We start from the raw sequence: 23,757 nt of genomic DNA, 5'->3' as shown, positions 1-23,757 counted from the left end.
AAGACGGCTCAAGGCGCCTTGGGCACCGCCGGGTACGGGACGAAGGTGCTGGTGTTCTCGTCGACGGTCAGCTGCTTGCCGATCGTCGGGAACGCGCGCTGCGAGCAGGCCGGGCGTTCGCAGACTTTGCAACCCATGCCGATCGGGGTGGCCGCGTCACGGTCGTCGAGATCGAGCCCGGTCGAATAGATCAGCCGTTTCGCGTGCCGTAGTTCGCAGCCGAGACCGACGGTGAACGTCTTGCCGGGGCTGCCGTAACCGCCGATGTTGCGGGACACCGTCCGCGCGATCCAGAAATAACTCTTGCCGTCGGGAAGCGTCGCGATCTGGGTGAGGATCTTGCCCGGCTGGGTGAACGCCTCGTAGATGTTCCACAGTGGACAGGCGCCGCCGACCCGGGAGAAGTGGAAACCGGCCGCGGACTGGCGTTTCGACATGTTCCCCGCCCGGTCGACGCGCACGAACGAGAACGGCACGCCGCGGTTCTTCGGCCGCTGCAACGTCGAGAGCCGGTGGCAGACCGTCTCGAAGCCGACGCCGAAGTGGTCGCACAGCCGCTCGATGTCGTAGCGGAAGCGTTCCGCGGTGGAGAGGAACGGTCCATAGGGGAGGATCAGGGCGCCCGCGAAGTAGTTCGCCAGCCCGACCCTCGCCAGCGAACGCGCGGCGGGACCGGAAAAGGCCCACGAGTCGGCGAGCTCGGTGATCAGGTCGTCGTAGTCGAGCAGGGCGATCTGCGAAGCCATCCGGAACGCCTGCTGCCCGACGCGCAGGCTCGGCGCCAGCCGCAGCACCCGCGGCCCCGGTTCGTACCGGTGCTGCTCGCCGTTGGCCTCGTCGATGCCTTCGTTCGTGACATCGACGCCGTAGCGCTGGATCAGCGTCTCCTTCAGCGCCGCGAGCACCCGGCCGCGCTGCAGCGGGATGTCGTGCGCCATCCGTTCGGCGCGTTCGTCCAGCTCGGCGACGTAGTTCTCCCGCTCGTAGAAGAAGTCCCGGACCTCCTCGTGCGGCAACGACCCGGCCGCGCTGCCGTGCATGCCCAGCCCGTTCTCCGTGGTCAGCGCGGCGGTGTTCTCGACCGAGTTGCGGTAGCTGCGATGCAGTTTGACCAGTGCTTGCGCGATCGTCGGCAGGTTCGTGGCGAGGTCGTTCAGCTCGCTGGTGGTGACGTCGATGCCGAGGACCTCGTCGAGCAGCGCCTCTTTCACATCCGCCACCAGCCGTGCGGTGTCGTTGTTCGCGAAGAACTCGGTGTCCACTCCGAACGCTTGAGTGATGCGAAGCAGCACCGGGACGGTCAACGGACGCGAGTTGTGCTCGATCTGGTTGAGGTAACTGGGTGAGATCTCCAGCACACGAGCGAGATCCGCCTGGCTCATCGACCGGCTTTCGCGCAGATGCCGAAGCTTCGCTCCGGCGAAGGTTTTGTCCACGCTGGCCTCTCTGTCCGCAAGGTTTCCGGGCCTGAACGATTCAGTTAACGGTCAAGCCCGTGGATTTTCGCTCGGCTTGCGAACCTGCGATTCGCAACCTTTGCAAGATGCTACGGAAGCTTCGCAGAAATTGGCAAATTGGAGGCCTGGATTGGATTTCCCCTGTCATGTCAGGGTCGGATCAGGAAAGGCGATCACTCGCAAACTTCGCAACACCGGGAGAATCCGATGACTGAGCACGCGCAGCAGCTCGAGAAGGCGGCGGCCGAACTGACCAAGCAGTGGGAGACCGACCCCCGCTGGGCGGGAGTGAAGCGGTCGTACTCGGCCGCTGACGTGGTCAAGCTGCGCGGCAGCGTGGTCGAGGAGCACACGCTCGCCCGCCGCGGTGCCGAGAAGCTTTGGGACCTCCTGCACACCGAGGACTACGTCCACTCGCTGGGCGCGCTGACCGGCAACCAGGCGGTGCAGCAGGTCCGCGCCGGCCTCAAGGCCATCTACCTGTCCGGCTGGCAGGTCGCCGCCGACGCCAACCTCTCCGGCCAGACCTACCCGGACCAGAGCCTCTACCCGGCCAACTCGGTGCCCGCCGTCGTCCGCCGCATCAACAACGCGCTGGGCCGCGCCGACCAGATCAACTGGGCCGAGGGCAACACCGAAACCGACTGGTTCGCCCCGATCGTCGCCGACGCCGAGGCCGGCTTCGGTGGCCCGCTCAACGCCTTCGAGCTGATGAAGGGCATGATCGCCGCCGGTGCCGCGGGTGTGCACTGGGAGGACCAGCTCGCGTCCGAGAAGAAGTGCGGCCACCTCGGCGGCAAGGTGCTGATCCCGACCAAGCAGCACGAGCGCACGCTGAACGCCGCCCGCCTCGCCGCGGACGTGCTGAACGTGCCGTCGCTGATCGTCGCCCGCACCGACGCCCAGGCCGCGACGCTGATCACCAGCGACGTCGACGAGCGTGACCGCAAGTACGTCACCGGCGAGCGCACCGCCGAGGGCTTCTACAACGTCACCAACGGCATCGACCCCTGTATCGACCGCGGTCTGGCCTACGCCGAGTACGCCGACCTGCTGTGGATGGAGACCTCCAAGCCGGACCTCGAGGTCGCCCGCCAGTTCGCCGAGGCGATCAAGGCGAAGTACCCGGACCAGATGCTGGCCTACAACTGCTCGCCGTCGTTCAACTGGAAGAAGCACCTGGACGACGCGACGATCGCGAAGTTCCAGCGCGAGCTCGGCCACATGGGCTACAAGTTCCAGTTCATCACCCTGGCCGGCTTCCACGCCCTGAACTACTCGATGTTCGACCTGGCGCACGGTTACGCCCGCGAGGGCATGACCGCCTACGTCGACCTGCAGGAGCGCGAGTTCGCTTCGGAGGACCGCGGTTACACCGCCACGAAGCACCAGCGCGAGGTCGGCACCGGCTGGTTCGACAACGTCGCGACCGCGCTGAACCCGACCAGCTCCACGACCGCGCTCGCCGGCTCCACCGAGGCCGAGCAGTTCTGATCCCTCGCAAGTAGGTGAGGAGGTGGCGGTCTTTCGACCCCGGGAGACCGCCACCTCCCCTCTTCCCCTCTAACTCTCTTTCGCGAAGCCCAGCGGAGGCACACCATGGTTGAGAAGCTGAACTACCGGATCGACGTCTGCGGACCCGCCGGAGCCCGGTTCGACGAGATCCTCACCCCGGCCGCGCTGGACTTCGTGGCCAAGCTCGACAACGCGTTCGCCGGTCGTCGCCGCGAGTTGCTCGACGCGCGCCGCTTGCGCCGCGAAGAGCTGCAGTCCGGCGAGAAGCCGCTGGGCTTCCTGCCCGAGACGCGCTCGATCCGCGAAGACAGCAGCTGGTCGGTCGCCCCGGCCGCGCCCGGTCTCGAAGACCGCCGCGTCGAGATCACCGGCCCGACCGACCGCAAGATGACGGTCAACGCGCTCAACTCCGGCGCCAAGGTCTGGCTCGCCGACTTCGAGGACGCGACCTCGCCGACCTGGCACAACGTCATCGACGGCCAGCTCAACCTGTTCGACGCGATCCGCCGCAACATCGACTTCACCACCGAGGCGGGCAAGCGCTACACGATCGGCGACGAGCCCGCGACGATCGTCGCCCGCCCGCGCGGCTGGCACCTGGTGGAGAAGCACATCCGCATCGACGGCCGCCCGGTTTCGGCGAGCCTGGTCGACTTCGGTCTCTACTTCTTCCACAACGCACGCCAGCTGCTGGCCCGCGGCAGCGGCCCGTACTTCTACCTGCCGAAGCTCGAAAACCACCTCGAAGCGCGGCTGTGGAACGACGTCTTCCTGCTGGCGCAACGGGAACTCGGTATCCCGCGCGGCACCATCCGGGCGACCGTGCTGATCGAGACGATCACCGCCGCGTTCGAGATGGAGGAGATCCTCTACGAACTGCGCGAGCACGTCGCCGGGCTCAACGCCGGCCGCTGGGACTACATCTTCAGCGTCATCAAGAACTTCTCCTCGCACGGCGCGGACTTCGTGCTCCCGGACCGCGCGCAGGTGACGATGACCGTCCCGTTCATGCGTGCCTACACCGAACTGCTGGTGAGCACCTGCCACCAGCGCGGGGCGCACGCCATCGGCGGCATGGCCGCGTTCATCCCGAGCAAGGACCCGGAGATCAACGCGACCGCGCTCGACAAGGTCCGCCAGGACAAGGAACGCGAGGCGAACGACGGCTTCGACGGCTCGTGGGTCGCGCACCCCGGCCTCGTCCCGGTCTGCCGCGAGGTGTTCGACGGTGTCCTCGGCGGCTGGCCCAACCAGCTCGGCAAGCTCCGTGAGGACGTCGTCGTCACCGCCGAGGACCTGCTCGACGTCGCCAGTGCCGGTGGCGAGGTCACCGAAGCCGGTGTCCGCGCCAACATCAACGTCGCGCTGCGCTACATCGACGCCTGGCTGCGCGGGACCGGCGCGGCGGCGATCCACAACCTGATGGAGGACGCCGCCACCGCCGAGATCGCGCGCTGCCAGATCTGGCAGTGGATCCGCAACGGCACCAAGCTCGAAGACGGCACCGCGCTCACCCACGAGCTCACCGTGTCCTATTTGGACGAAGAGCTGGCGTCGGTGCGGTCCGAACTGGGCGAGGGCAACCGTCTCGGCGACGCGTACGAGATCTTCACCGAGACCGCGCTGGGCGAGAAGCTGCCGAGCTTCCTGACGACCGGTGCGTACGCGCGGTACCTGACCACGCACTGACACGAGGCTCCGGCCGCCCCTACCTGACGCGGGGCGGCCGGGTTCCACACCGGTTTGGGACGGTGTGGCCCAACGGGTCCGGTGGCGGAGGCTCCCCGCCGCCGGACCCGATTCACGCGCGCGCTCCTTCCGGTAGCGCTGTCGGGCGCGCGTTGTCGCGGAGGCCCCGCTCACCACCACACCCCGGTGGGCGGGGCCTTCGCGTTCCGCCGACGGCGAAAGCGGCGGCGGGAGGGGCGCGGGCCCGGTCATCATCACGGGTATGACGATCCTCAAGTTCAGCGGCGAGGTCGCCGAGTTCTATCAGCGCTACCGCCGCGGCTATCCGGCCGGAGTCCTGGACGCGCTGGTGGCGGAATTCGGGCTCACCGCCGATGACGCGGCACTGGATCTCGGCTGCGGCACGGGTCAGCTGACCTTGCCGCTCGCCGGCCGGACGCGCGTGGCCGTCGGCATGGATCCCGAGCCGGACATGCTCGCGCAGGCCAGGAAAGCGGCCGCGGGGATCGCCAACGTGACGTGGCTCGTCGGCGCCGACAGTGACGTTCCGGCCCTGGAAGCCTTGCTGGGCAAAGAGAAGCTCGGCGTGGTCACCATCGGGCAGGCACTGCACTGGATGGACCGCGAAACGCTGTTCCCCGCCCTTCATTCCCTGGTCCGGCCCGGCGGCGGGATCGCCGTGATCACCAACGGCGCGCCGATGTGGCTGCACGACAGCCCGTGGTCGAGGGCGTTGCGCGAGTATCTGTCCGGTTGGCTGGGACAGCCGCTCGTGCGCACCTGCGGGGCCGATCAGGAGGAACAGGACCGCTATTGGGCGAGCCTGGAAGCGGCCGGGTTCACCGCGGGAGAGACGGTCGTCGAGTACGAGGACGAGATCGACCTGGAATTCGTCATCGGCGCGGTCTACTCCGCGACCCCGGAGGACAGGCTGCCGAAGCCGGACGAACGAGCCGGGTTCGAGGAGCGGCTCAGCGCGGCGATCTCCCCGCACGCGCCTTTCGTGGAGCCGGTCCAGGTGAGGATCCTGACCGGCAGAAAGGGATGAACCGGTCACGGACCGCGATTAGGTAGCGGTACCTAGTGATACCCCCGTTGTTTCCGCGGCGGGTCGCGCGGATGCTCGGCGCCGGGTGGGAAATCCGCCCGGATCTCCGAGGAGCCACCATGAAGAAGCAGTTGAGAAGGGCCTTGGCCACAGCTTTCGCCGTCCTCGCGGTCGCCCTCGCCGTACCGGCCGTGTCGGCTTCGGTGACGGTCTCGGCGCAGCCGGACTGTGTCCGCCCCTGTCACTTCTGATCTTCGTCACCTAGAGCAGTCCCGGGGGTCGCGCCCCTCGCGACCCGCGACGCTCGTGGAGGGGGGTCCGGGTCCCCCGACGGCCCGGATTCCCCTCCGCCCCGTATCGCGTGGGTCGTGAAGGGCCCCTTCATCGCGTCTAGCGCCAGGGTTCCGGCAAAGTCGGCTGTCCGCTGGTCGCAGCGGTGACGGAGTGGGCTCGTCATCCGTGGCCTGACACGCTCCTCGAATGTCCACTGAGGACGCTTCCGGCGCATCTTTGCCCGATTTGGGCGGTTTGCGGGGAGGTCGTGAGTGGTAAAGGTCGTTCTAGCGCTCTTTATCGCTCACGACCCCGGTGCTAAACCGCGCAAAGCGCTTGAATCGGGCATTGGAACCCATTCTGTAGTCCCTTGTGGACCTCTGAATGCGCGGCCGATCACGGCTCGAACGCGTTGCCCGTCGCGATCTTCGGGCGGCCCAGTTCCACCGGTTCCCCGACGCGAGTCCGCCGGTAGACCGCGGCGGTCGCCTCGGCGATCCGGCCCCAGTCGAAGTCCGCGGCCAGGCGCGACTGCGCGGTCAGCGCCCGTCGCGCGGCAGCGACCTCGTCGTCCAGCACCGCTTCGACGGCGTCCCCGAGCGCGTCGACGTCGCCGGGGCTGAACGCCAGGCCGGTCTCGCCGTCGACGACGACCTCGCCGAGCCCGCCGGCGGTTGACGCCACGAGCGGCGCCTTCGCGGCGGCGGCTTCCAGCGCGACGATCCCGAACGGTTCGTACCGGCTGGGCAGCACGACGGCGTCGGCCGCGGCCAGCACGGCGCGCAGTTCACGGTCGGACAGGTGCCCGACGAAGTCCACCGCGCGGCGGACGCGCAGCTTGCGCGCCTGGTCGACCAGTTCCTCCAGATGCCTGCCCTTGCCCGCGACGACCAGCCTGGTCCCCGGTTTGGCGCGGCGGATCCGGGGGAGCGCGGCGAGCAGGTCCTGCACGCCCTTCTCCCATTCCAGCCGTCCGAAGTAGAGCAGCAGCGGCGCGCCGGAGGGGCTGTAGACCTCCCGCGCGTGCGCGACCTCTTCCGCGGGCACCTGCCAGGTGCGTTCTTCGATGCCGTTGTGGATCACGGTGACCGCGTCGCCGTCGACCTCGAACAGCTGCGACACCTCGCGGCGCATGGCCTGCGAACAGGTGATCAGCGCGTCCGAGCGGTTCGCGAGCCACCATTCGACCGAGTGAACCTGCTGGTTCAGCGGATGCGAGAGCCAGCCGGAGTGCCGTCCGGCCTCGGTGGCGTGGATCGTGCCGACCAGCGGGACCCGCGCGGCCTCGGCGATCGCGATCGCGGGGTGGGTGACCAGCCAGTCGTGCGCGTGCACGACGTCCGGCTGCCAGCCTCGCAGCAGGTCGGTCGCGGCGCGGACCATCGCGTGCCCCATGGCCAGTGTCCACGCGACGAGGTCCCGTTCGAAGGTCACGTGCATCGGATCCTCGGCGACCCGGATGATCCGCACGCCCTCGACCACGCGATCGGTCCTCGGGTGGGTCTCGGCGTCGGTGCCCGCCGTGTGACGGCACAGGACGACCACGTCGTGCCCCTGCCGGACGAGATGCCTGGCCAGGGCGTGGACGTGCCGTGCGAGTCCGCCGACGACCACGGGTGGGTACTCCCACGACAACATCAGCACGCGCATGGGTGGAGGTTACTCGTGAGTCGGTCTGCGCCGCCGGGGCGATCGCCCCCGGCGGCATCACCGCCCGCGACCGCGCTGTCATCGAGGCGGGTCAGTCCGGCCGGGCTTCCACCGGACCGTCCGAGTCACGGACCCGGACGGGCACCCCGAGCAGCTGAGAAGGCAGCTGCCCGGGGTCGTGACCGGGGGTCACCCACACGTCGATCGTGGGTGCCCCCTCGGCCTCGCCCTGTCCGACCCCCACCACCCCGGGGACGTCGTCGAGCCAGCGCGACGCGGTGATCAGCGCGGCGTCGACGGTGTCGGCACTGTCGTCGGCCACTACGGGTGCACCCGGATGCCGAGCGAGGCCTCGACCAGCGTGATCCGGTTGATCACGGTGACCACGGGCGAACCCGCGAACAGCAGGCCGACGGCGTTTTCGCTCAGATCCGCCACGAGGCTGCCCGAGTCGCCACCGGCCGACATGTCGGTGGTGAGCAACTGCTGCGCGAACCGGGCCACCCGGCCGCCGCCGTAGTTGACGTCCACCGTCGCGTTGATGTTGGTGATCCGCCCGGTCGTCCAGTTCGTGGTCCGGCCGGTCTTCTGCACGATCGTGCCGACCGCGGGCGCGACGTTGGTCCCCTTGATGTCGCCGACCCAGAAGATCCGCCGGTCCAGGTCGTGGAACTGGCCCTCGGCGATGGCCGCGTCGACGAAGTTCACCGGCACCGGCTGCCCGGAGGTGATGAACTTGATCGGCACGAACCGGCTCAGCCTGGCGATGACGTCGGCGGGTGTGGTGCCGCCGTCGAACGGGCCGGGCTGCAGGATCGGGTCCCCGATGGCGGCTGCGTTGGAGTTCGCCAGCACGTGGTTGTTGCTCAGGATGTAGTACCTGGGCGGTTTGCCCGGCAGCGCGGTGGCGTCGTAGACGGCGGTGCCGTAGGTGCCCGCGGTGATCTTGAAGTGGCCGACGCTCAGCCCGCCGAACGCCGGGCGGAACCGCTTGGCCAGGGTGAACGGGCCGACCTGTTCGCGGGCGAGTTCGTCGGGCCTGCTCAGCATCTGGGCCGGCGGGTCTTCGAGCAGGGTGGGGGAGCCGTTCACCTTCGGCGGCGCGATGCTGCGGCCCGCCTGCAGCACGCCGACCTCCTGCACGTCGACGGGGACACCCGCCAGCGTCGCGGGGACGAGGTCGTCTTCGCGGACCATCTCGTGCGGCAGTTTCGTGTCGACCAGGACCGTGATCGCCTTTTCCCCGGTGTCCGTGCCGCCCGACCATTTCGTGCCGAGCGCGACACCCACGACGTTCTGTCTGCTGAGCAACGCGTCCTCTTCCGCGGCCTGCACACTCGCGAGGGAGAGGAACTCGTCAGGGATCATATTGTTTTCGATCATTTCAGCCACACTTTTCCTGGTTGTCGGCGTTGACAAGTGCGGGAGCCCCGACGAAAGAGTCTTCCCCTGCGCGAGGGGTCGCGCCATAGTGCAATCGGGTAGATCGCTTCATTCTCGTATGTCAAGATTTCCCTTGTGTGGCAAGGGTTTGTGATCGATCCACCGGCCATCGCGCGAGACGGCGGGGCATTCGGGGACTTTGGTCCTCAGTGTGCCGGAAAAGGAAACGGGCGGGTTCGGAGAGAACACTCCGAACCCGCCCGTGGCAAAGAATCGATCAGGCGCCGACGGTGGCCTCGATCGCCTTGGTGATCGTTTCGTCCTCGGGTTCGGTGCGCGGGCGGAAACGGCCCACCACTTCACCGGACGGGGAGACGAGGAACTTCTCGAAGTTCCACTGCACGTCGCCCGCGGCGCCTTCCGCGTCGGCAGCCTTGGTCAGCTCGGCGTAGAGCGGGTGACGGCTTTCCCCGTTGACGTCCAGCTTCGCGAACAGCGGGAACGAAACCCCGTACGTCGTCGAGCAGAAGGTCTGGATCTCCTCGGCGGTACCCGGCTCCTGGCCAGCGAACTGGTTGCACGGGAACCCGACGACGGAGAAACCCTTGTCCGCGTAGCGTTCCTGCAGCTTCTCCAGTCCGGTGTACTGCGGCGTCAGGCCGCATTTCGACGCCACGTTCACCACCAGCAGCGTCTTGCCCTCGAGCGCGCCGAGCGTGGTGTCCTCGTCCGCGAGCGTCTTCAGCGGAATGTCGTGGATCCCCATGATTCCCCTTTCGTCATTTCCTCAGCAGATCACGCGCGTCGACGTGCCCGAACGGCCCGTCGTCGCGCCGGAACGCGGCCGCCGTCTCCCTGGCCCGCTCGTGCGCGCCGTCGCGGAGCAGCCCGGCCAGCGTGTCGAACCGGTCGGTGTGCGCCTTCGCCCGCCGCCGCGCGTAGTCGGCGGCGGAGTCCTTGGTGACCATGAACGCCCAGTCGCTCGAAAGCGCCAGCATCGCCTCGGCGACGGCCTGGTCGCGGACGGCGTCACGGGTCGTCGTGTCCATCCCGGTGACGAGGTCGAGCATCCGGTGCTGCAGCGCGGTGTTGTCCCGCACCATGTCGGCGACCTGCTCGCCGTCCCAGACCCGCCAGTCCTTGCCCGAGCCCCACGACGACGCCGGGAGATCGACCTTCCCGCCGAGGTGGCCCGCTTCGAGCGCGCCCTTGAGCGTGGTGACGCGGACGCCCGCCTCGGGCAATGCGCGCAGGACACCTTCGAGCCAGGCCGGTCCCTCGTGCCACCAGTGCCCGAACAGTTCCGTGTCGTACGCGGCGACGACGAGCGACTCGCGGCCGTGCTCGGCCTTGAGCGAGCGCAGCCGCGCGACGACGGTGTCGACGAAGTCCTGGACGTGGCCGCCGAGGACGCCCGAGGCCATCGCCGGATCATAGGGCGCCTTGTCCGGCGGCTCGATGGTCTTGCCGGTCACCCGGGACGGCTTGAGGCCGACTTCGTGCGCCCAGGTGTGGAAGTCGCGGTAGGCGGCGTTGCCGGGGTAGCCGGCCTTCGGCGACCAGACGCGGTAGGTGACTTCGAGGTCGCGGCCGAAGCAGACGACGTCGGAGTCGCCGACGGTGCGCGCGGCCGAGGTGTCACCGTGCAGGGAAGGCCCGTCGACCATGAACCGCCGGACGCCCGCGGCGGCGTACCCGGCTTCCATGCCGGGCGCGTACCCGCATTCAGGTGCCCAAATGCCCTCGGGGCGCTGTCCGATCCGCAGCGCGGTGTCGGCGAGGCCGCCGCGCAGCATGAAGTCCCGGACCGCCGGGTCGAGCAACGGCTGGAACGGATGCGCCAGCGGGCCGCCGAGAAGTTCGATCGTTCCGTTGTCCACAAAGGACCGGAGGATCGGCGAGAAGCCGTGACGCCAGCGGGTTTCGAGTTCTTCGGCCGCCCTGGTCGCCGTCCGGTACTCGCTCGCGGCGAGATCGCGCAGCAGCGGGTCGCCGCGCCAGAGCGTGGACGCGTGCCACGCGCGCAGCTGCCAGTGCCCGAGCCAGTCGTGGAACGCGTCGATGCAGTAGGGGTCATCGAGCTGGGCGGCGAGGATCGGGGTCATGCCGAGGGTGAGGACGTCTTCGCGGCCCTCGTCGGCGAAGCGGCGCAGAAGGTCGACCATCGGCAGGTACGAATGCGCCCAGGCCTGGTAAAGCCATTCTTCGCCGACCGGCCAGGACCCGTGGTGCGGCAGCCACGGCAGGTGGCTGTGCACGACGAGGCAGAACGTGCCCTCGTACTCGCTCATCGCCGCACCGCCACGGCGACGAGGTCGAGGCTGGCGTCGAGGTCTTCGCCGTGGATCGCGAAGTCCGCGGCCTGGATGCCTTCGACGTCGGCGAGCAGTGCGGGCGGCCAGGTCGCCTGGCCGGGCAGTTGTCCCATGACGACGTCGAGCTGCGCGTCGATGATCGAGCCGCCGTACTCGGCGTCGAGCTTCGCGACGCCTTCGCCATGGTGGAGACCGTGCAGCGTCTCGACCTCGAACCCGGCGTCACGCAGCAGTTCGTCCAATTCGGACGGTGCGAGTTCCCTGGTGTGGAACGGGTTGAGCGGGGTGTCGCTGTCCGGGGTGAAGGTCAGCCGGTTGGGCGTGGTGACGATCAGCCGTCCGCCGGGAGCCAGCACGCGGCGGCACTCGGCGAGGAAGGCGCCCTGATCCCAGAGATGCTCGATCACCTGGAAGTTGGCGACCACGTCGATCGAGGCGTCCCGCAGCGGCAGGAACACCAGGTTCGCCCTGGCCACACCGATGCCGGGGTAGCGGCGGGCGACGTGCTCCGTGGTGGGCACGTCGTAGTCGAGCGCGAGCACCCGCGCGGCGACGGTGGCGATGAGCCCGGCGCCGTAGCCCTCGCCGCAGCCCGCCTCCAGGACGGTCTTGCCTTCGCACAGCGGGAGGAGATGGTGATACGCCGCTTCGTGGCGGCGAAACCAATAATTCTCCTCGGCGATGCCCGGCACGGTGCGTTCACCCGTGAGGTGCAGCGCTTCGGCCCTGGTGGCTGGGGTGGTCACGCCGCGACCCTACCGGCCGGTCACTTCCATCCCGTCCGCAAGTCGTCCTCTGGTTGCGGTGTCACGTTTCGCGGCGCTGTCCAGTCCAGGAGGTATGCAACGGACACTCACTCGCGTACTGCTCGTCGTCTTCGGTCTCATCGAACTGCCCGTCGGGCTCTGGCCACTGTTCAGCCCTCGCGGTTTCTACGACGACTTCCCCGGTTTCCGCACCGGCTGGGTGGCGATGGACGGCCCCTTCAACGAACACCTGCTCCGCGACTTCGGTGGCCTCAACCTGGCGCTTTCCGCCATCCTGATCGGCGCGGCCGTGATCGGGACGACCGCCGTGGCCAGGCTCGCGGCGCTGGCGACCTTCCTCTTCGGACTGCCGCACTTCCTCTATCACCTGGGCCACGTCTCGCATTTCGAGCCGGTGGACCAGGTGCTGATCGTCGCGACGACGGCGCTGGGCGCGGTTCTCCCGCTGGTTCTGGTGCTGATCCCGGGGCTTGAGCCGAATTCGAAAGAAGGACCTACACCGGGGACACCGTGATGCCGATCGCGCCGGGACCGAGGTGGGCGCCGAGGATCATGCTGGCGTCGACCAGGGTGCTGTCGACCATATGCGGCAGCCGGGCCCGCAACCGCCCGCCGATCTCCAGGTCGCGTTCGTCGGGGCCGAACCGGGTGATGGCGACCTCGACGTCCTGATCACCCGCGCAGTCCACCGCGAGGTCGACGAGTTTGTTGAGCGCCCTCCGCTGGCCCGGCACCCTGGTCAGTGGGGCGACCTCGCCGTTCTTCAGCGTCAGCAGGGGTTTGATCGAGAACGCGGAGCCGAGGAACGCCTGCGCCGCGCCGATCCGGCCGCCGCGCCGCAGGAACTCCAGCGTGTCGACGTAGAGGATCTCCCGGCTGCCCCGGAACCGGCGCTCGGCCGCGTCGATCACCCGAGTGGCCTGCCCGCCGGCGGCGGCGACCTTGGCCGCCGAGGTCGCCGCGAAACCGAGGCTCATCCCCGTGGTCCCGCTGTCGAGGACGTGGACGGGGATGTTCACCTGCTGGGCGGCCTCGCGGGCGGCGTTCACCGTCTCCGACATCCGTCCCGAGATGTGGACGCTGACGATCGCCGAGGCGCCCTTGCTCGCGGCGTCCTGGAACGCCCAGAAGAACGCGGCGACCTCCGGAGGCGCCGTCTTCACCGGGGTCCCGGCGCGCAGCTGTCCGATGACTTCGTCGCGGTCGTAGCGGTTCTCCTCGTCGAACTGCTCGCCGACCTGTAATTGGACCTGAACGACGCCGATTCCCCAGCGTTCGGCGACCGGGACGGGGAGGCAGGAGGTCGAGTCCGTGATCACGGCGACAGGGCCGGGCATGGAACGCATGGTGGGGCACGTTAGCCCGTCACCCTCGCCGGGAGTACCCCGGAATACGGCCGTTCGGGTTAGTCGGCCGGTTACACTCACTTCCGGGTGAATTACCTGGACGATGGTCCCACTAAAACGTGCATCCAGGTGAATGAGGTCACCTCGGCGGGCCGCGGCGCCGAAATGGCCCTAATCTACCGGCCAGTAGAGCTGTTGCCCCGTGGCCGACGCCGGCCACCAACGGGAGGTCGAAGTAGACCCATGACGAACATCGTTGTCCTGGTCAAGCAGGTACCGGACACCTACTCGGAGCGGAAGCTCTCCGGTGCCGACAACACTCTTGACCGCGAATCCGCCGACGCCGTGCTCGACGAGATCAACGAGAAGGCCGTCGAAGAAGCCCTGAAGATCAAGGAAGCCGGCGAGGGCGAGGTCACCGTCGTCTCGGTGGGTCCCGACCGCGCGACCGACGCGATCCGCAAGGCGCTGTCCATGGGCGCCGACAAGGCCATCCACGTCTCCGACGAAGCGCTTCACGGCTCCGACGCGATCGCCACCGCCAAGGTGCTGGCCGCCGCGATCGGCAAGGTCGAAGGCTACGACCTGGTCATCACCGGGAACGAGGCCTCCGACGGCCGCGGTGGCGCCGTGCCGGCGATCATCGCCGAGCTGCTCGGCCTGCCGCAGCTGACCCACGTGAACGAGCTGACCGTCGACGGCACCTCGATCAAGGCCGACCGCTACACCGAGGACGGTGTCACGCACCTCGAGGCGAACCTGCCCGCGCTGGTGAGTGTCGGCGAGAAGATCAACGAGCCGCGCTACCCCTCCTTCAAGGGCATCATGGCCGCGAAGAAGAAGCCGGTCGAGACGCTGACCGTCGCGGACCTCGGTCTCGACGCGGGCGAGGTCGGCCTCGGCAACGCCTGGTCGTCGGTGCTCGAAGCCACTCCGAAGCCGCCGCGCACCGCCGGTGAGCGCGTCGAGGACGAGGGTGACGGCGGCAGCAAGGTGGCCGCTTACCTGGTCGCGCAGAAGCTCATCTGAGACAGGTTTCGAGGAGGAATAGGGAAATGGCTGAAGTACTCGTCCTCGTCGACCACGTCGACGGTGAAGTCAAGAAGGTCACGCTCGAGCTGCTGACCGCCGCTCGCGAGCTCGGTGAGCCGTCCGCGGTCGTCGTCGGCCCGACCGGCACCGCCGCCAAGGCGAAGGAAGCTCTCGCCGCACACGGCGCCGCCAAGGTGTACGTCGCCGAGGGCGACAACGCCACCGGCTTCCTGGTCACCCCCAAGGTGGATGTCCTCGCCGCGCTCGCGGAGCGGACCTCCCCGGCCGCCGTGCTCGTCGCGGCCAGCGCCGAGGGCAAGGAGGTGTCCGCCCGTGTCGCGGTCCGCCTCGGCTCCGGTCTGCTGTACGACGCCGTCGGCGTGAACGGCGACGGCAGCGTCGACCAGTCCATCTTCGGTGGCGCGTTCTCCGTCAAGGCCAAGTCCACCAAGGGTGTCCCGGTCATCTCGGTCCGCCCCGGCGCTGTCGAGGCGTCCCAGGCCGAGGGTGCGGCCGCCGAGGAGACCGTCGAGGTCCCCGCGGGTGACCCGGCGAAGTCCGCCAAGATCACCGGCATCGAGCCGATCGTCGGCGGCGACCGTCCGGAGCTGACCGAGGCCTCGGTCGTCGTCTCCGGTGGCCGCGGTGTCGGCTCGGCCGACAAGTTCGACGTCGTCGAGACGCTCGCCGACTCGCTCGGTGCCGCCGTCGGCGCTTCCCGCGCCGCCGTCGACTCGGGCTACTACCCGGCGCAGTTCCAGGTCGGCCAGACCGGTAAGACGGTCTCGCCGCAGCTGTACATCGCGCTGGGCATCTCCGGGGCGATCCAGCACCGGGCGGGCATGCAGACGTCGAAGACCATCATCGCGGTCAACAAGGACGCCGAGGCGCCGATCTTCGAGATCGCCGACTTCGGTGTGGTGGGCGACCTGTTCAACGTCGCGCCGCAGCTGACCGACGAGGTCAAGAAGCGCAAGGGCTGAGTTTCACCCTGAAGGGGCCGTCCGGGATTTCTTTCCCGGGCGGCCCCTTTTCTGTGATCCGAAAGTGATGTTCCACCCTGAGAGAAGCCTGAGAACCCGCATTTAACTGAACGTGCACTATTCGGCCATCGGGCGCATTGTCGTTGGTACCCCCCGAGGGGTAGACCTTGCTTATGACGACGTCACAGCTCCTCGTCAGTACTGACCAGGCAGGTGTCGAACTCCCGGCCGACGCGCCGCGCTACTCGCTCCTCGTCGCCAACGGAAACGAAGAAGTCGTTGCCGCGCAACGCCTTCGTCACCGGGTGTTCGCCGAGGAAATGGGAGCGACGCTCAATTCGCCCGTACCCGGACTCGACGTCGATTACTTCGACGAGTTCTGCGATCACCTCGTGGTGCGGGACGACAACACCGGCGAGATCGTGGGCACGTACCGGATGCTGCCGCCCGATCGGGCGACGCGGGCCGGAAAGCTCTACTCCGACAGCGAATTCGACCTCACGGCACTCGATTCACTGCGTCCTTCGCTGGTCGAGACGGGCCGCTCGTGCGTGCACCCCGACCACCGCAGCGGCGCCGTGGTGAGCCTCGTCTGGGCGGGCATCGGCCGCTACATGCTGCTGGCCGGGCACCGCTACCTCGCGGGCTGCGCGTCCGTGCCGCTGACCGGCGGCGGGGAATACGCGGCGGGCGTCTGGGATGTCCTGCGCGCCAAGCACTACGCGGACGAGTCGCTCCGGGTGACCCCGCTGAACCCGTGGCGGACCGAGGGCGTCGAGCGGCCCGCGCGGGCGATCCTGCCGCCGCTCATCAAGGGGTACACGCGCCTGGGCGCCAAGGTCTACGGTCCGCCCGCGCTGGACGAGGATTTCGGTGTCGCGGACTTCTTCGTCCTGCTGGACCTGCACAACGTCGACGAGCGTTATCTCAAGTTCTTCCTGGGAGTACAGGGATGACTCACGCCTGGATGCCGAAATCGCCGTGTGGCGACGGATGTCTGAGCGAAGGGGCGCCGACGGTGGCGTTCCCGCGGCGCGTCCTGCGCTTCGCCGCGGCGATCGGCGTCATCGCCGGGGCCTTCCTGACCGCGCCGCTGGTGCTCGTGCTGCGCGGCAGGCCCCGGGAACGGTTGGTGCGCCTGCTGTTCGCAGGGATCCTGAAGTCCTTCGGGGTACGGCTGCGCGTCCTCGGCGACGAACGTTTCCGCGCCGTGCCCGGCCGTGGCGCGCTGGTGGTGAACAACCACATCTCGTGGCTGGACATCATCGCGGTGAACGCCATCCAGCCGATGCGGGCGCTCGCCAAGAAAGAGGTCGGCGCCTGGCCGGTACTCGGCCTGCTGGTCCGCCGCGGCGGCAGCATCTTCCTCGACCGGGAGAACCTGCGCAGCCTGCCCGCGACGATGGACGAACTCGCCGGCGCGATGCGCGGCGGATCACTCGTCAGTGTGACGCCGGAGGGCACCACCTGGTGCGGACTGGGCTCCGGCCGCTTCCGCCCGGCGGCGTTCCAGGCCGCGATCGACGGCGGTGTCCCGGTGCGGCCGCTCGCCCTGCGCTTCCGGCTCGCCGACGGACGCGAAACCACGCAGCCGGCGTTCATTGGACCGGAGTCGCTCATCGCCTCGCTGCGGCGAGTGGCGGCTTTGCGCGGTCTGGTGCTGGAGGTGCACGTGTGCCCGGAGATCGCGCCGGGACGCGCTTCGGACCGGCGGGAGCTGGCGCTGCTGGCGGAATCCGCGGTGCAGGCGGCGCTCGGGCGGGTGCAGATCCCGGTGCAGACGCGGCGGCGCCGCACTGCCTCCGCTCCCGCTGTGCCCGCTCCCGCTCCTGCCGCTGCTCCGGTCGCCCCTGTCGTGAAAGTCCCTTCGCCGTAACTCGCGCGCGCTATGAAAGGCCCGTTACTTGCAAAATTTGCAAGTAACGGGCCTTTCATAGCACCCCCAGGTGGACACGCGGCGGCATCACGCCAGCGTCAGCGTGATCTTCCCGCTCGCGTGCCCGGTCGCGCTCTCCCGGTGCGCTTCCGCGACCTCCGCCAGCCTGTAACTCGACCCCAGCTTCAACTTCAGCTCCCGAGAGACCAGATCCTCCAGCACGGCCGGAGTCTCCGAGCCGCCCGCCGAGAACGTCAGCCCCTGCGCGAACGCCGCCGGGTCGGCGATGGTGACCAGCCGGTCGGGTGAACCGAGCAGTGCCACGGAATCGGCCAGCACGCCGAACCCGGCCGCGTCGAACACCGCGTCCACGCCGCCCGGGGCCGCCGCCCGGACCCGCGACACCCACCCGTCGCCGTACTGGACCGGCAGCGCGCCGAGAGCCTCGACCTCGTCCAAGGTCGAAGTCCCGGCGAGCCCGATGACCGTGGCCCCGAGCGCGACGGCGGCCTGCGTCGCGATCCGGCCGACCTGGCCGCTCGCCCCGTGAAGCACCAGGGTTTCCCCGGGCTTGACCTCGAGTTCGCCCAGCACGCGCAACGCCGTCTCACCGACGATCGGCAGCCCGGCGGCTTCGGGCCACGAAAGCCCGGCCGGCTTGCGGATGACGTTGGTCGCCAGCGCGTACTCCGCGTACGCCCCGGTGTCGGACCAGCCGAAGACCTCGTCGCCGACGGCGAATCCGGCGCCTTCGCCGACCGCGTCCACCACGCCCGCCAGTTCCAGGCCGAGGATGTGCGGGAATTCGACCGGCCGCACCTCCGCCATGGCGCCGGACCGGATCTTCCAGTCGACCGGGTTGACGCCGGCGGCCTTGACCGCGACCCGCACCTGACCCGGGCCGGGCTCCGGCAGCGCGACCTCGGTCTCCTGGAGGACGTCGGTGTCGCCGTACTGGGTGATGGTGATCGCTCGCATGTTCACTCCTCATCGGACTTTCTTCGCTGCGATCAGTCAACCGGCGGCCCGGCCCCGCCCGAACCAGCCGGACGAGCAGTGTTCACTAGCCGGGCGAGCAGCGTCGCGGACCGGGAACGCGCTTACTGTGGAGTCATGGACGAGTGGTCGGATCCGCTGTACGTGCTGAGCCAGGTCGAGTACATGCTCGCCGCCCGGCGTCACGAACTCCTGCCGCGGTTCTCGGCGACGGCCGCGGCCGTCCTGCCGCACCGGGCCGCCGCCATGGAGACCGGTGACTGCTCCCGCCTGCCGATCAAGGTCGACGGCGATCCGGCGATCACCGGCGCCGTCACGAGCGCGGAGCTCCGGCGGCTCGCCGCGCTCGGCGTCCCCGGCGAGGCCGCGGTGGTGGAGGAGACACTCGGCGGCGAGCGCCGGAAGCTCGTCGTCCTGAGCTCGGCCCCGGTGATCGGCAAGGGCGCGATGATCGCGCTCGTCCCCACCGGGGACGCGCCCGACGACCGTGCGCTCGGGATCGTCGCGAAGCTGTGGGACATCGTCAGCGTGAACGCCGCCCAGCGGGCCACCGATCCCGAACCCGAGATCCTCGCGAGCAACCTGGCGGCCGCGACCGCGCGGGCGCGGGCGATCACCGATCTCGGGCAGACCCACGCGACGGCCTTGGCGTCGTTGCTTTCGGTGCTGCGGTCCCGGCGTCTCGGCGACGCCGCCGCCCGCCAGGCCGCGACCGACCTCGCCGCGGCTTCGCTGGTCGAACTGCGCTCGATCGCGGACCGCGACCAGGAGCTTTCGGCGGAACCGGCGTCGGCGGCCTTCGACACTCTCGTCGCGCAGCTGGATCCCTTGGTACGCCACAACGACGTGACCGTCGACCTCGCCGGGCCCGGCGACGAACGTTCGCTCCCGCAGGACATCGCGCACACCGCGCGCACGGTCACCCGCGGGCTCGTGCTCGCCGCGCTGGAGCGGGGCAGCACCCGCGTCCGCGCGTCCTGGCAGCTCGACGGCCAGGCCCTCCGGATCACCGTGCGCGACGACGGCCCGGACGTCGCCCGCGCCGTGCCCGCGGCCGGTCTCACCGAACGGATCACCCCGCTCGGCGGCCGCTGGGAGGTCGACGCCGTCCCCGGCTGGGGCGCCACGATCACCGCCGTGATGCCGCTGGAAGTCCAGGAAACCCCGGAGCTGCGCCCCTTGGACCGGCTGAACCCGCGTGAACTCGAAGTCCTCGCCGGGATCGCGCGCGGGAAGCGGAACCGGCAGATCGCCGAGGAGCTGCTGCTGACCGAGCACACGGTGAAGTTCCACGTGCGGAAGATCCTCGGGAAGCTGGAAGTCACCTCGCGCGGCGAGGCCGCGGTGCTGGCGCGGGAACTGCGCCTGGAGTCCGTCGGCGCTTGACCTCCACCCAGCTGGAGGTTGCAGGCTCGTCGTATGACGATCACTGGGGACAAGGCGGCGCCGAAGCCGAAAGGCGTGCTCTGGACACCGGAGCACCGCGTGACCACGATCGGGCTGCTGCTCATGGTCACGCTCATCGCGTTCGAGAGCATGGGCGTCGCCACCGCGATGCCGACGATGGTGGCCGACCTCGACGGTCTCGCGCTGTACGCCTGGCCCTTCACCACCTTCCTGGTCGCCAGCGTGGTCGCGACCGTCCTTTCCGGACGCCTCGGCGACCGCAAGGGCCCGGCGCCCGCGCTGCTCGCCGGTACCGCGCTGTTCGCCGCCGGGCTGCTGGTGGCGGGGCTCGCGCACGACATGCCGTTGCTCCTGCTCGGCCGCGGGTTGCAGGGCTTCGGTTCCGGGCTCCTGCTGGTCTCGGTGTCCCTGCTGATCGCGCTCACCTTCAGCGACCGCGAGCGCCCGGTGATCTACGCCGCCAACGCCGCCGCTTGGGTGCTGCCCGCGGTGATCGGGCCGTCGGTCGCGGGCGTGGTGACCGTGAGCGTCGGCTGGCGCTGGGTGTTCCTCGGGCTCATCCCGCTGACCGGGATCGGGCTCGCGCTGCTGGTGCTGGTCACGCGCAAGCTGCCCGCCCACGTGCCCGGCGAATCCGCGAGCCGCGCCGGGGTGGTGCCCGCGGTGGTCGCCGCCCTCGGCGTCGCCGCGCTCACCTGGGCGGCGCAGCATCCGTCTCTCGCGGCACTGGCCTACGGCGGCGCCGGGCTCGTCGCCCTGGCGTACGCACTCCGCAAACTCCTGCCCGCCGGCACGCTGACGTCGCGGCCGGGGTTGCCGACAGTGATCGCCTCCCGCGCGCTGATCGCGGGCGCGTACGCCGGAATGGAGGCGTACCTGCCGCTCACGATGACCGAGGTCCACGGTTACAGCCCCGCGCTGGCCGGGCTGCCCCTGACGGTGACCGCGCTGGGCTGGTCGGCGGGGTCGATGCTGCAGGGCCGCAGGCTCGACTGGTCGCGCGAGACGTCCCTGCAGGCCGGGTTCGCGCTGGTCGCGGCCGGTCTGGCGATCTTCGTCTTCGTCCCGCTGCCCTCGTTCCCCGGCTGGATGGCGTTCGTGGCGTCGGCGGTCGGCGGCGCCGGGATGGGCATCGCGATGCCCGCGATCTCGGTTCTGCTGCTGCGCTACTCGCCGGAGGCCGAACGCGGGTTCAACACCTCGGCGCTGCAGCTCGGCGACTGGGTCGGATCGGCCCTGACCATCGGTTTGGGTGGAGTTCTGCTCGCCTCGGTGGCGTCGGCGAAGGAGCCTTCGGTGGCGATCCTGGTGCTTTCGGTGCTGCTGACCGGCATCGCGCTGCTCGGCGTGCGGCTGACCGGCCGGTGGCCGTCGGCTATGAGCGGCACCACCCGCTGACACAGGGTGGGCTTGGTCACGCCCCGGAGCGGTCTACCCTGGTATGGCCATGACCTATCTCGACCACGCGGCGACCACCCCGATGTTGCCCGAAGCCGTAGCGGCGATGTCCGAGGCGCTGTCCACAGTGGGCAACGCCTCCGCGCTGCATTCCTCGGGTCGCCGGGCCCGCCGCAAGGTCGAAGAGGCCCGCGAGGTGATCGCGGAGGCGCTGGGCGCCAGGCCGTCCGAGGTGATCTTCACCGGCGGTGGCACGGAGAGCGACAATCTCGCGGTCAAGGGCATCTTCTGGGCCCGCAACGGCGAGGACCCGAAGCGCCGCCGGGTGCTGTGCAGCACCGTCGAGCACCACGCCGTCCTCGACTCCGTCGAATGGCTGGAGCAGCACGCGGACGCCGAGATCGTCTGGGTCGAGGTCGACCAGGACGGCCGGGTGTCCCCGGAGTCGATGCGCGCCGCCATCGGCGACAGCCCCGAGACGGTCGCGCTGGCCACCGTGATGTGGGCGAACAACGAGGTCGGCACGGTCAACCCGATCGCCGGGCTCTCCGCCGTCTGCGCCGAGCACGAGATCCCGCTGCACACCGACGCCGTCCAGGCCGTCGGCGCGGTGCCGGTCGACTTCGCCAGGAGCGGGGCCGCCGCGCTGACCCTGACCGCGCACAAACTGGGCGGCCCGTACGGCGTCGGCGCGCTGCTGCTCGGCCGCGACACCGCCTGCGTGCCGGTCCTGCACGGCGGTGGCCAGGAGCGCAGTGTGCGTTCGGGCACCCTCGATGTGCCCGCGGTGATCGCGTTCGCGACGGCGGTGAAGGCCACGGTCGAAGGCCGCGAGGAGTACGCCAAACGCGTCGCCGAGCTGCGGGACGACCTGGTCGAGGCCGTCCGGCGCGAGGTGCCGGACGCGCTGCTCAACGGCGGTGAAGGCGAGCGCCTGCCGACGCACGCCCACTTCACTTTCCCCGGTTGCGCGGGTGACAGTCTGTTAATGCTTTTGGACGCCAAGGGCATCGAATGTTCCACTGGATCGGCGTGCACGGCGGGTGTCGCGCAACCGAGCCACGTGCTGCTGGCCATGGGTGCCGATCCGGCGGCCGCGCGCGGGTCGCTGCGGTTCTCGTTCGGGCATACCTCGGCACCGGAAGACGTTGAAGCGGTTTCGAGGGAGATCGCGGGCGTCGTCGACAGGGCGAGGCAGGCGGGACTCGCCGGAATGCGCAAGCAGACGCAGAAGCAAGAGGTGTGAGGAAGATGCGCGTACTGGCCGCGATGAGCGGGGGAGTGGACTCGGCGGTGGCCGCCGCGCGCGCCGTGGACGCCGGGCACGAGGTCGTCGGCGTGCACCTGGCGCTGTCGGCGAAGCCCGGCACGCTGCGCACGGGCTCCCGCGGCTGCTGCACGATCGAAGACTCGGGCGACGCGCGGCGAGCGGCCGACGTCCTCGGCATCCCCTTCTACATCTGGGACTTCGCCGAGCGCTTCACCGAAGAGGTCATCGAGACCTTCGTCGGCGAGTACGCCGCCGGCCGGACGCCGAACCCGTGCGTCACCTGCAACGAGAAGATCAAGTTCGAGGCGCTGCTGGACAAGGCGATGGCGCTCGGCTTCGACGCGGTCGCGACCGGGCACTACGCCCGTCTGTCCGTTGTGGACGGTGTGCCGGAGCTGCGGCGCAGTGTGGACTCCGGCAAGGACCAGTCCTACGTTCTGGCCTCGCTGACCCCGGAGCAGCTGCGGCATTCGCTGTTCCCGCTGGGTGATTCGTGGAAGACCGACGTGCGCGCCGAGGCCGAGAGCCGCGGCCTGTCGGTGGCGAAGAAGCCGGACAGCCACGACATCTGCTTCATCCCGGATGGCGACACGAAGAGCTTCCTGGAGAAGCGCCTCGGCCAGCGTCCCGGGCAGCTCGTCGACGCCGAGACCGGCGCCGTGCTCGGTGAGCACACCGGCGTGCACGGGTTCACCGTCGGCCAGCGCAAGGGACTCGGCATCGAGGCGCCGGCGCCGGACGGGCGGCCGCGCTACGTGCTGTCGCTGGAGCCGGTTTCGGGCACCGTGAAGGTCGGTTCCGCGCGGGATCTCGGCGTGAACGTGATCGAGGCGAACCGCCCGATCTGGCCGAGCGAGCGGCCGCTGGACGGCCCGACCGAATGCGTCGTCCAGGTGCGCGCGCACGGCGGGATCGTGGAGGCCGTCGCCGAGGTTTCGGGCGACTCGGGTGACTCCGTGACGGTTCAGCTTCGCGAGCCGCTGCGGGGGGTCGCGCCGGGACAGGTCGTCGTGCTGTACCGCACCGACGCGGCCGAAGGCGATCTCGTGTTGGGAAGCGCGAAGATCTCGGGGACCCGCTAACTCCCTTCCGCAAGTAGTCCTCTAGTTGCGGTCCTTGCGTGCAACTACCGCAACCAGAGGACTACTTGCGGCGGGTCAGCGGTGCCATCGCTCCGGCGGTAGGGAGCGAGGCGTGTCGCGAAAGCCACTTTCGCGACGTGTGGTGTCCCGAAAGTGGGGCGGATTCATGCGGTCGTTGCAACATCCTTCGTGAGCTGGGAGTTTGTGGTGGCTGGCGGGTTCGTGTTGCCGCGTTCGGTGCGGGTGCGTTTTTGGGGTGCGGTGCGGGCG

The 23,757-nt window shown here is 69.4% G+C and carries 22 protein-coding genes; 13 read left to right on the top strand and 9 right to left on the bottom strand.

Annotation, left to right across the window (positions count from 1 at the left end):
- Nucleotides 1–8 precede the first annotated feature (8 nt).
- The gene (locus tag ACLJRM_RS39770) at nt 9–1,436 is read right to left on the bottom strand and encodes a short-chain fatty acyl-CoA regulator family protein (RefSeq protein ID WP_101610009.1); all 1,428 of its coding nucleotides are present in this window, start codon (nt 1,434–1,436) and stop codon (nt 9–11) included.
- Between the two features lie 228 nt (nt 1,437–1,664).
- Here ACLJRM_RS39770 and aceA point away from each other — a divergent pair, with 228 nt between their 5' ends.
- The 4 genes from aceA (at nt 1,665) to ACLJRM_RS39750 (ending at nt 5,960) form a co-directional block, all read left to right on the top strand.
- Nucleotides 1,665–2,951 carry an isocitrate lyase gene (aceA, locus tag ACLJRM_RS39765; protein ID WP_410666003.1) on the top strand — a complete coding sequence of 429 codons (1,287 nt, stop codon included), beginning with the start codon at nt 1,665–1,667 and terminating at the stop codon, nt 2,949–2,951.
- A gap of 105 nt (nt 2,952–3,056) precedes the next feature.
- Nucleotides 3,057–4,661 carry a malate synthase A gene (gene aceB / locus ACLJRM_RS39760; protein WP_410603076.1) on the top strand — a complete coding sequence of 535 codons (1,605 nt, stop codon included), beginning with the start codon at nt 3,057–3,059 and terminating at the stop codon, nt 4,659–4,661.
- Nucleotides 4,662–4,923: 262 nt separating this feature from the next.
- Nucleotides 4,924–5,709, top strand: a complete 786-nt coding sequence (locus tag ACLJRM_RS39755; RefSeq protein WP_410666002.1) for a class I SAM-dependent methyltransferase — start codon at nt 4,924–4,926, stop codon at nt 5,707–5,709.
- 119 nt (nt 5,710–5,828) lie between these two features.
- On the top strand, nt 5,829–5,960 hold the full coding sequence (locus ACLJRM_RS39750; protein WP_410666001.1) for a hypothetical protein: 132 nt from the start codon (nt 5,829–5,831) through the stop codon (nt 5,958–5,960).
- Between the two features lie 418 nt (nt 5,961–6,378).
- Here the strand turns inward: ACLJRM_RS39750 and ACLJRM_RS39745 are convergent, their stop codons facing one another.
- From ACLJRM_RS39745 to ACLJRM_RS39720, 6 genes are all read right to left on the bottom strand, one after another.
- The gene (locus tag ACLJRM_RS39745) at nt 6,379–7,632 is read right to left on the bottom strand and encodes a glycosyltransferase family 4 protein (protein WP_101610000.1); all 1,254 of its coding nucleotides are present in this window, start codon (nt 7,630–7,632) and stop codon (nt 6,379–6,381) included.
- 91 nt (nt 7,633–7,723) lie between these two features.
- Entirely contained in the window at nt 7,724–7,954 is a 231-nt protein-coding gene (locus ACLJRM_RS39740; protein ID WP_410666000.1) for a hypothetical protein, read from the bottom strand.
- Nucleotides 7,954–9,015: a hypothetical protein gene (locus ACLJRM_RS39735; protein ID WP_101609996.1), complete on the bottom strand. Its 1,062-nt coding sequence runs from the start codon at nt 9,013–9,015 to the stop codon at nt 7,954–7,956. The genes ACLJRM_RS39740 and ACLJRM_RS39735 overlap by 1 nt, the downstream gene beginning before the upstream one ends.
- Nucleotides 9,016–9,292: 277 nt before the next feature.
- Nucleotides 9,293–9,781: a glutathione peroxidase gene (locus ACLJRM_RS39730; protein ID WP_101609995.1), complete on the bottom strand. Its 489-nt coding sequence runs from the start codon at nt 9,779–9,781 to the stop codon at nt 9,293–9,295.
- Between the two features lie 13 nt (nt 9,782–9,794).
- Complete coding sequence (locus ACLJRM_RS39725) at nt 9,795–11,306, bottom strand: 1,4-alpha-glucan branching protein domain-containing protein (protein WP_410665999.1); 1,512 nt, start codon at nt 11,304–11,306, stop codon at nt 9,795–9,797.
- Nucleotides 11,303–12,076 carry a class I SAM-dependent methyltransferase gene (locus ACLJRM_RS39720; RefSeq protein ID WP_101609991.1) on the bottom strand — a complete coding sequence of 258 codons (774 nt, stop codon included), beginning with the start codon at nt 12,074–12,076 and terminating at the stop codon, nt 11,303–11,305. The genes ACLJRM_RS39725 and ACLJRM_RS39720 overlap by 4 nt, the downstream gene beginning before the upstream one ends.
- 94 nt (nt 12,077–12,170) lie before the next feature.
- On the opposite strand from ACLJRM_RS39720, the gene ACLJRM_RS39715 reads away from it, so the two are divergent.
- On the top strand, nt 12,171–12,611 hold the full coding sequence (locus ACLJRM_RS39715) for a hypothetical protein (protein ID WP_101609989.1): 441 nt from the start codon (nt 12,171–12,173) through the stop codon (nt 12,609–12,611).
- Here ACLJRM_RS39715 and ACLJRM_RS39710 read toward each other — a convergent pair.
- Nucleotides 12,592–13,443 (bottom strand): DegV family protein, encoded by an 852-nt coding sequence (locus ACLJRM_RS39710; RefSeq protein WP_101609987.1) that lies wholly within the window; start codon nt 13,441–13,443, stop codon nt 12,592–12,594. The two genes, ACLJRM_RS39715 and ACLJRM_RS39710, sit on opposite strands and share 20 nt — an antisense overlap.
- Before the next feature lie 243 nt (nt 13,444–13,686).
- On the opposite strand from ACLJRM_RS39710, the gene ACLJRM_RS39705 reads away from it, so the two are divergent.
- The 4 genes from ACLJRM_RS39705 (at nt 13,687) to ACLJRM_RS39690 (ending at nt 17,334) form a co-directional block, all read left to right on the top strand.
- Complete coding sequence (locus ACLJRM_RS39705; RefSeq protein ID WP_101609985.1) at nt 13,687–14,472, top strand: electron transfer flavoprotein subunit beta/FixA family protein; 786 nt, start codon at nt 13,687–13,689, stop codon at nt 14,470–14,472.
- A gap of 26 nt (nt 14,473–14,498) precedes the next feature.
- Nucleotides 14,499–15,458 carry an electron transfer flavoprotein subunit alpha/FixB family protein gene (locus ACLJRM_RS39700; RefSeq protein WP_101609984.1) on the top strand — a complete coding sequence of 320 codons (960 nt, stop codon included), beginning with the start codon at nt 14,499–14,501 and terminating at the stop codon, nt 15,456–15,458.
- A 173-nt stretch (nt 15,459–15,631) separates the two neighbouring features.
- Nucleotides 15,632–16,414, top strand: coding sequence for a GNAT family N-acetyltransferase (locus ACLJRM_RS39695; protein WP_101609983.1), 783 nt, complete (start codon nt 15,632–15,634; stop codon nt 16,412–16,414).
- On the top strand, nt 16,411–17,334 hold the full coding sequence (locus tag ACLJRM_RS39690; protein WP_101609981.1) for a lysophospholipid acyltransferase family protein: 924 nt from the start codon (nt 16,411–16,413) through the stop codon (nt 17,332–17,334). Before ACLJRM_RS39695 ends, ACLJRM_RS39690 begins: the two co-directional genes overlap by 4 nt.
- A gap of 87 nt (nt 17,335–17,421) precedes the next feature.
- Here the strand turns inward: ACLJRM_RS39690 and ACLJRM_RS39685 are convergent, their stop codons facing one another.
- The gene (locus ACLJRM_RS39685; RefSeq protein WP_410665998.1) at nt 17,422–18,312 is read right to left on the bottom strand and encodes an NADP-dependent oxidoreductase; all 891 of its coding nucleotides are present in this window, start codon (nt 18,310–18,312) and stop codon (nt 17,422–17,424) included.
- 135 nt (nt 18,313–18,447) lie between these two features.
- On the opposite strand from ACLJRM_RS39685, the gene ACLJRM_RS39680 reads away from it, so the two are divergent.
- The 4 genes from ACLJRM_RS39680 to mnmA are packed head-to-tail and all read left to right on the top strand — an operon-like array spanning nt 18,448 to nt 23,487.
- A complete protein-coding gene (locus tag ACLJRM_RS39680) occupies nt 18,448–19,716 on the top strand; it encodes a LuxR C-terminal-related transcriptional regulator (RefSeq protein WP_410665997.1) in 1,269 nt (422 codons plus the stop codon).
- A 33-nt stretch (nt 19,717–19,749) separates the two neighbouring features.
- Nucleotides 19,750–21,135, top strand: coding sequence for an MFS transporter (locus tag ACLJRM_RS39675; RefSeq protein WP_410665996.1), 1,386 nt, complete (start codon nt 19,750–19,752; stop codon nt 21,133–21,135).
- A 49-nt stretch (nt 21,136–21,184) separates the two neighbouring features.
- Nucleotides 21,185–22,381: a cysteine desulfurase family protein gene (locus ACLJRM_RS39670; RefSeq protein WP_410665995.1), complete on the top strand. Its 1,197-nt coding sequence runs from the start codon at nt 21,185–21,187 to the stop codon at nt 22,379–22,381.
- 5 nt (nt 22,382–22,386) lie between these two features.
- The gene (gene mnmA, locus ACLJRM_RS39665; RefSeq protein ID WP_410603047.1) at nt 22,387–23,487 is read left to right on the top strand and encodes a tRNA 2-thiouridine(34) synthase MnmA; all 1,101 of its coding nucleotides are present in this window, start codon (nt 22,387–22,389) and stop codon (nt 23,485–23,487) included.
- Nucleotides 23,488–23,757 lie beyond the last annotated feature (270 nt).

Source organism: Amycolatopsis sp. lyj-84 (genome assembly GCF_046549075.1).
In the GTDB taxonomy this organism is placed as follows: Bacteria; Actinomycetota; Actinomycetes; order Mycobacteriales; family Pseudonocardiaceae; genus Amycolatopsis.
This window is presented reverse-complemented; position numbering and strand designations above follow the sequence as displayed.

What these genes read in the sequence shown, in the direction of transcription:
- ACLJRM_RS39695 (WP_101609983.1), top strand. Translation starts at nt 15,632, where the DNA reads ATGACGACGTCACAGCTCCTCGTCAGTACTGACCAGGCAGGTGTCGAA.
- ACLJRM_RS39755 (WP_410666002.1), top strand. Translation starts at nt 4,924, where the DNA reads ATGACGATCCTCAAGTTCAGCGGCGAGGTCGCCGAGTTCTATCAGCGC.
- ACLJRM_RS39710 (WP_101609987.1), bottom strand. Translation starts at nt 13,443, where the DNA reads ATGCGTTCCATGCCCGGCCCTGTCGCCGTGATCACGGACTCGACCTCC.
- ACLJRM_RS39700 (WP_101609984.1), top strand. Translation starts at nt 14,499, where the DNA reads ATGGCTGAAGTACTCGTCCTCGTCGACCACGTCGACGGTGAAGTCAAG.
- ACLJRM_RS39730 (WP_101609995.1), bottom strand. Translation starts at nt 9,781, where the DNA reads ATGGGGATCCACGACATTCCGCTGAAGACGCTCGCGGACGAGGACACC.
- aceA (WP_410666003.1), top strand. Translation starts at nt 1,665, where the DNA reads ATGACTGAGCACGCGCAGCAGCTCGAGAAGGCGGCGGCCGAACTGACC.
- ACLJRM_RS39705 (WP_101609985.1), top strand. Translation starts at nt 13,687, where the DNA reads ATGACGAACATCGTTGTCCTGGTCAAGCAGGTACCGGACACCTACTCG.
- mnmA (WP_410603047.1), top strand. Translation starts at nt 22,387, where the DNA reads ATGCGCGTACTGGCCGCGATGAGCGGGGGAGTGGACTCGGCGGTGGCC.
- ACLJRM_RS39715 (WP_101609989.1), top strand. Translation starts at nt 12,171, where the DNA reads ATGCAACGGACACTCACTCGCGTACTGCTCGTCGTCTTCGGTCTCATC.
- aceB (WP_410603076.1), top strand. Translation starts at nt 3,057, where the DNA reads ATGGTTGAGAAGCTGAACTACCGGATCGACGTCTGCGGACCCGCCGGA.
- ACLJRM_RS39680 (WP_410665997.1), top strand. Translation starts at nt 18,448, where the DNA reads ATGGACGAGTGGTCGGATCCGCTGTACGTGCTGAGCCAGGTCGAGTAC.
- ACLJRM_RS39670 (WP_410665995.1), top strand. Translation starts at nt 21,185, where the DNA reads ATGACCTATCTCGACCACGCGGCGACCACCCCGATGTTGCCCGAAGCC.
- ACLJRM_RS39735 (WP_101609996.1), bottom strand. Translation starts at nt 9,015, where the DNA reads ATGATCGAAAACAATATGATCCCTGACGAGTTCCTCTCCCTCGCGAGT.
- ACLJRM_RS39690 (WP_101609981.1), top strand. Translation starts at nt 16,411, where the DNA reads ATGACTCACGCCTGGATGCCGAAATCGCCGTGTGGCGACGGATGTCTG.
- ACLJRM_RS39685 (WP_410665998.1), bottom strand. Translation starts at nt 18,312, where the DNA reads ATGCGAGCGATCACCATCACCCAGTACGGCGACACCGACGTCCTCCAG.
- ACLJRM_RS39675 (WP_410665996.1), top strand. Translation starts at nt 19,750, where the DNA reads ATGACGATCACTGGGGACAAGGCGGCGCCGAAGCCGAAAGGCGTGCTC.
- ACLJRM_RS39750 (WP_410666001.1), top strand. Translation starts at nt 5,829, where the DNA reads ATGAAGAAGCAGTTGAGAAGGGCCTTGGCCACAGCTTTCGCCGTCCTC.
- ACLJRM_RS39725 (WP_410665999.1), bottom strand. Translation starts at nt 11,306, where the DNA reads ATGAGCGAGTACGAGGGCACGTTCTGCCTCGTCGTGCACAGCCACCTG.
- ACLJRM_RS39745 (WP_101610000.1), bottom strand. Translation starts at nt 7,632, where the DNA reads ATGCGCGTGCTGATGTTGTCGTGGGAGTACCCACCCGTGGTCGTCGGC.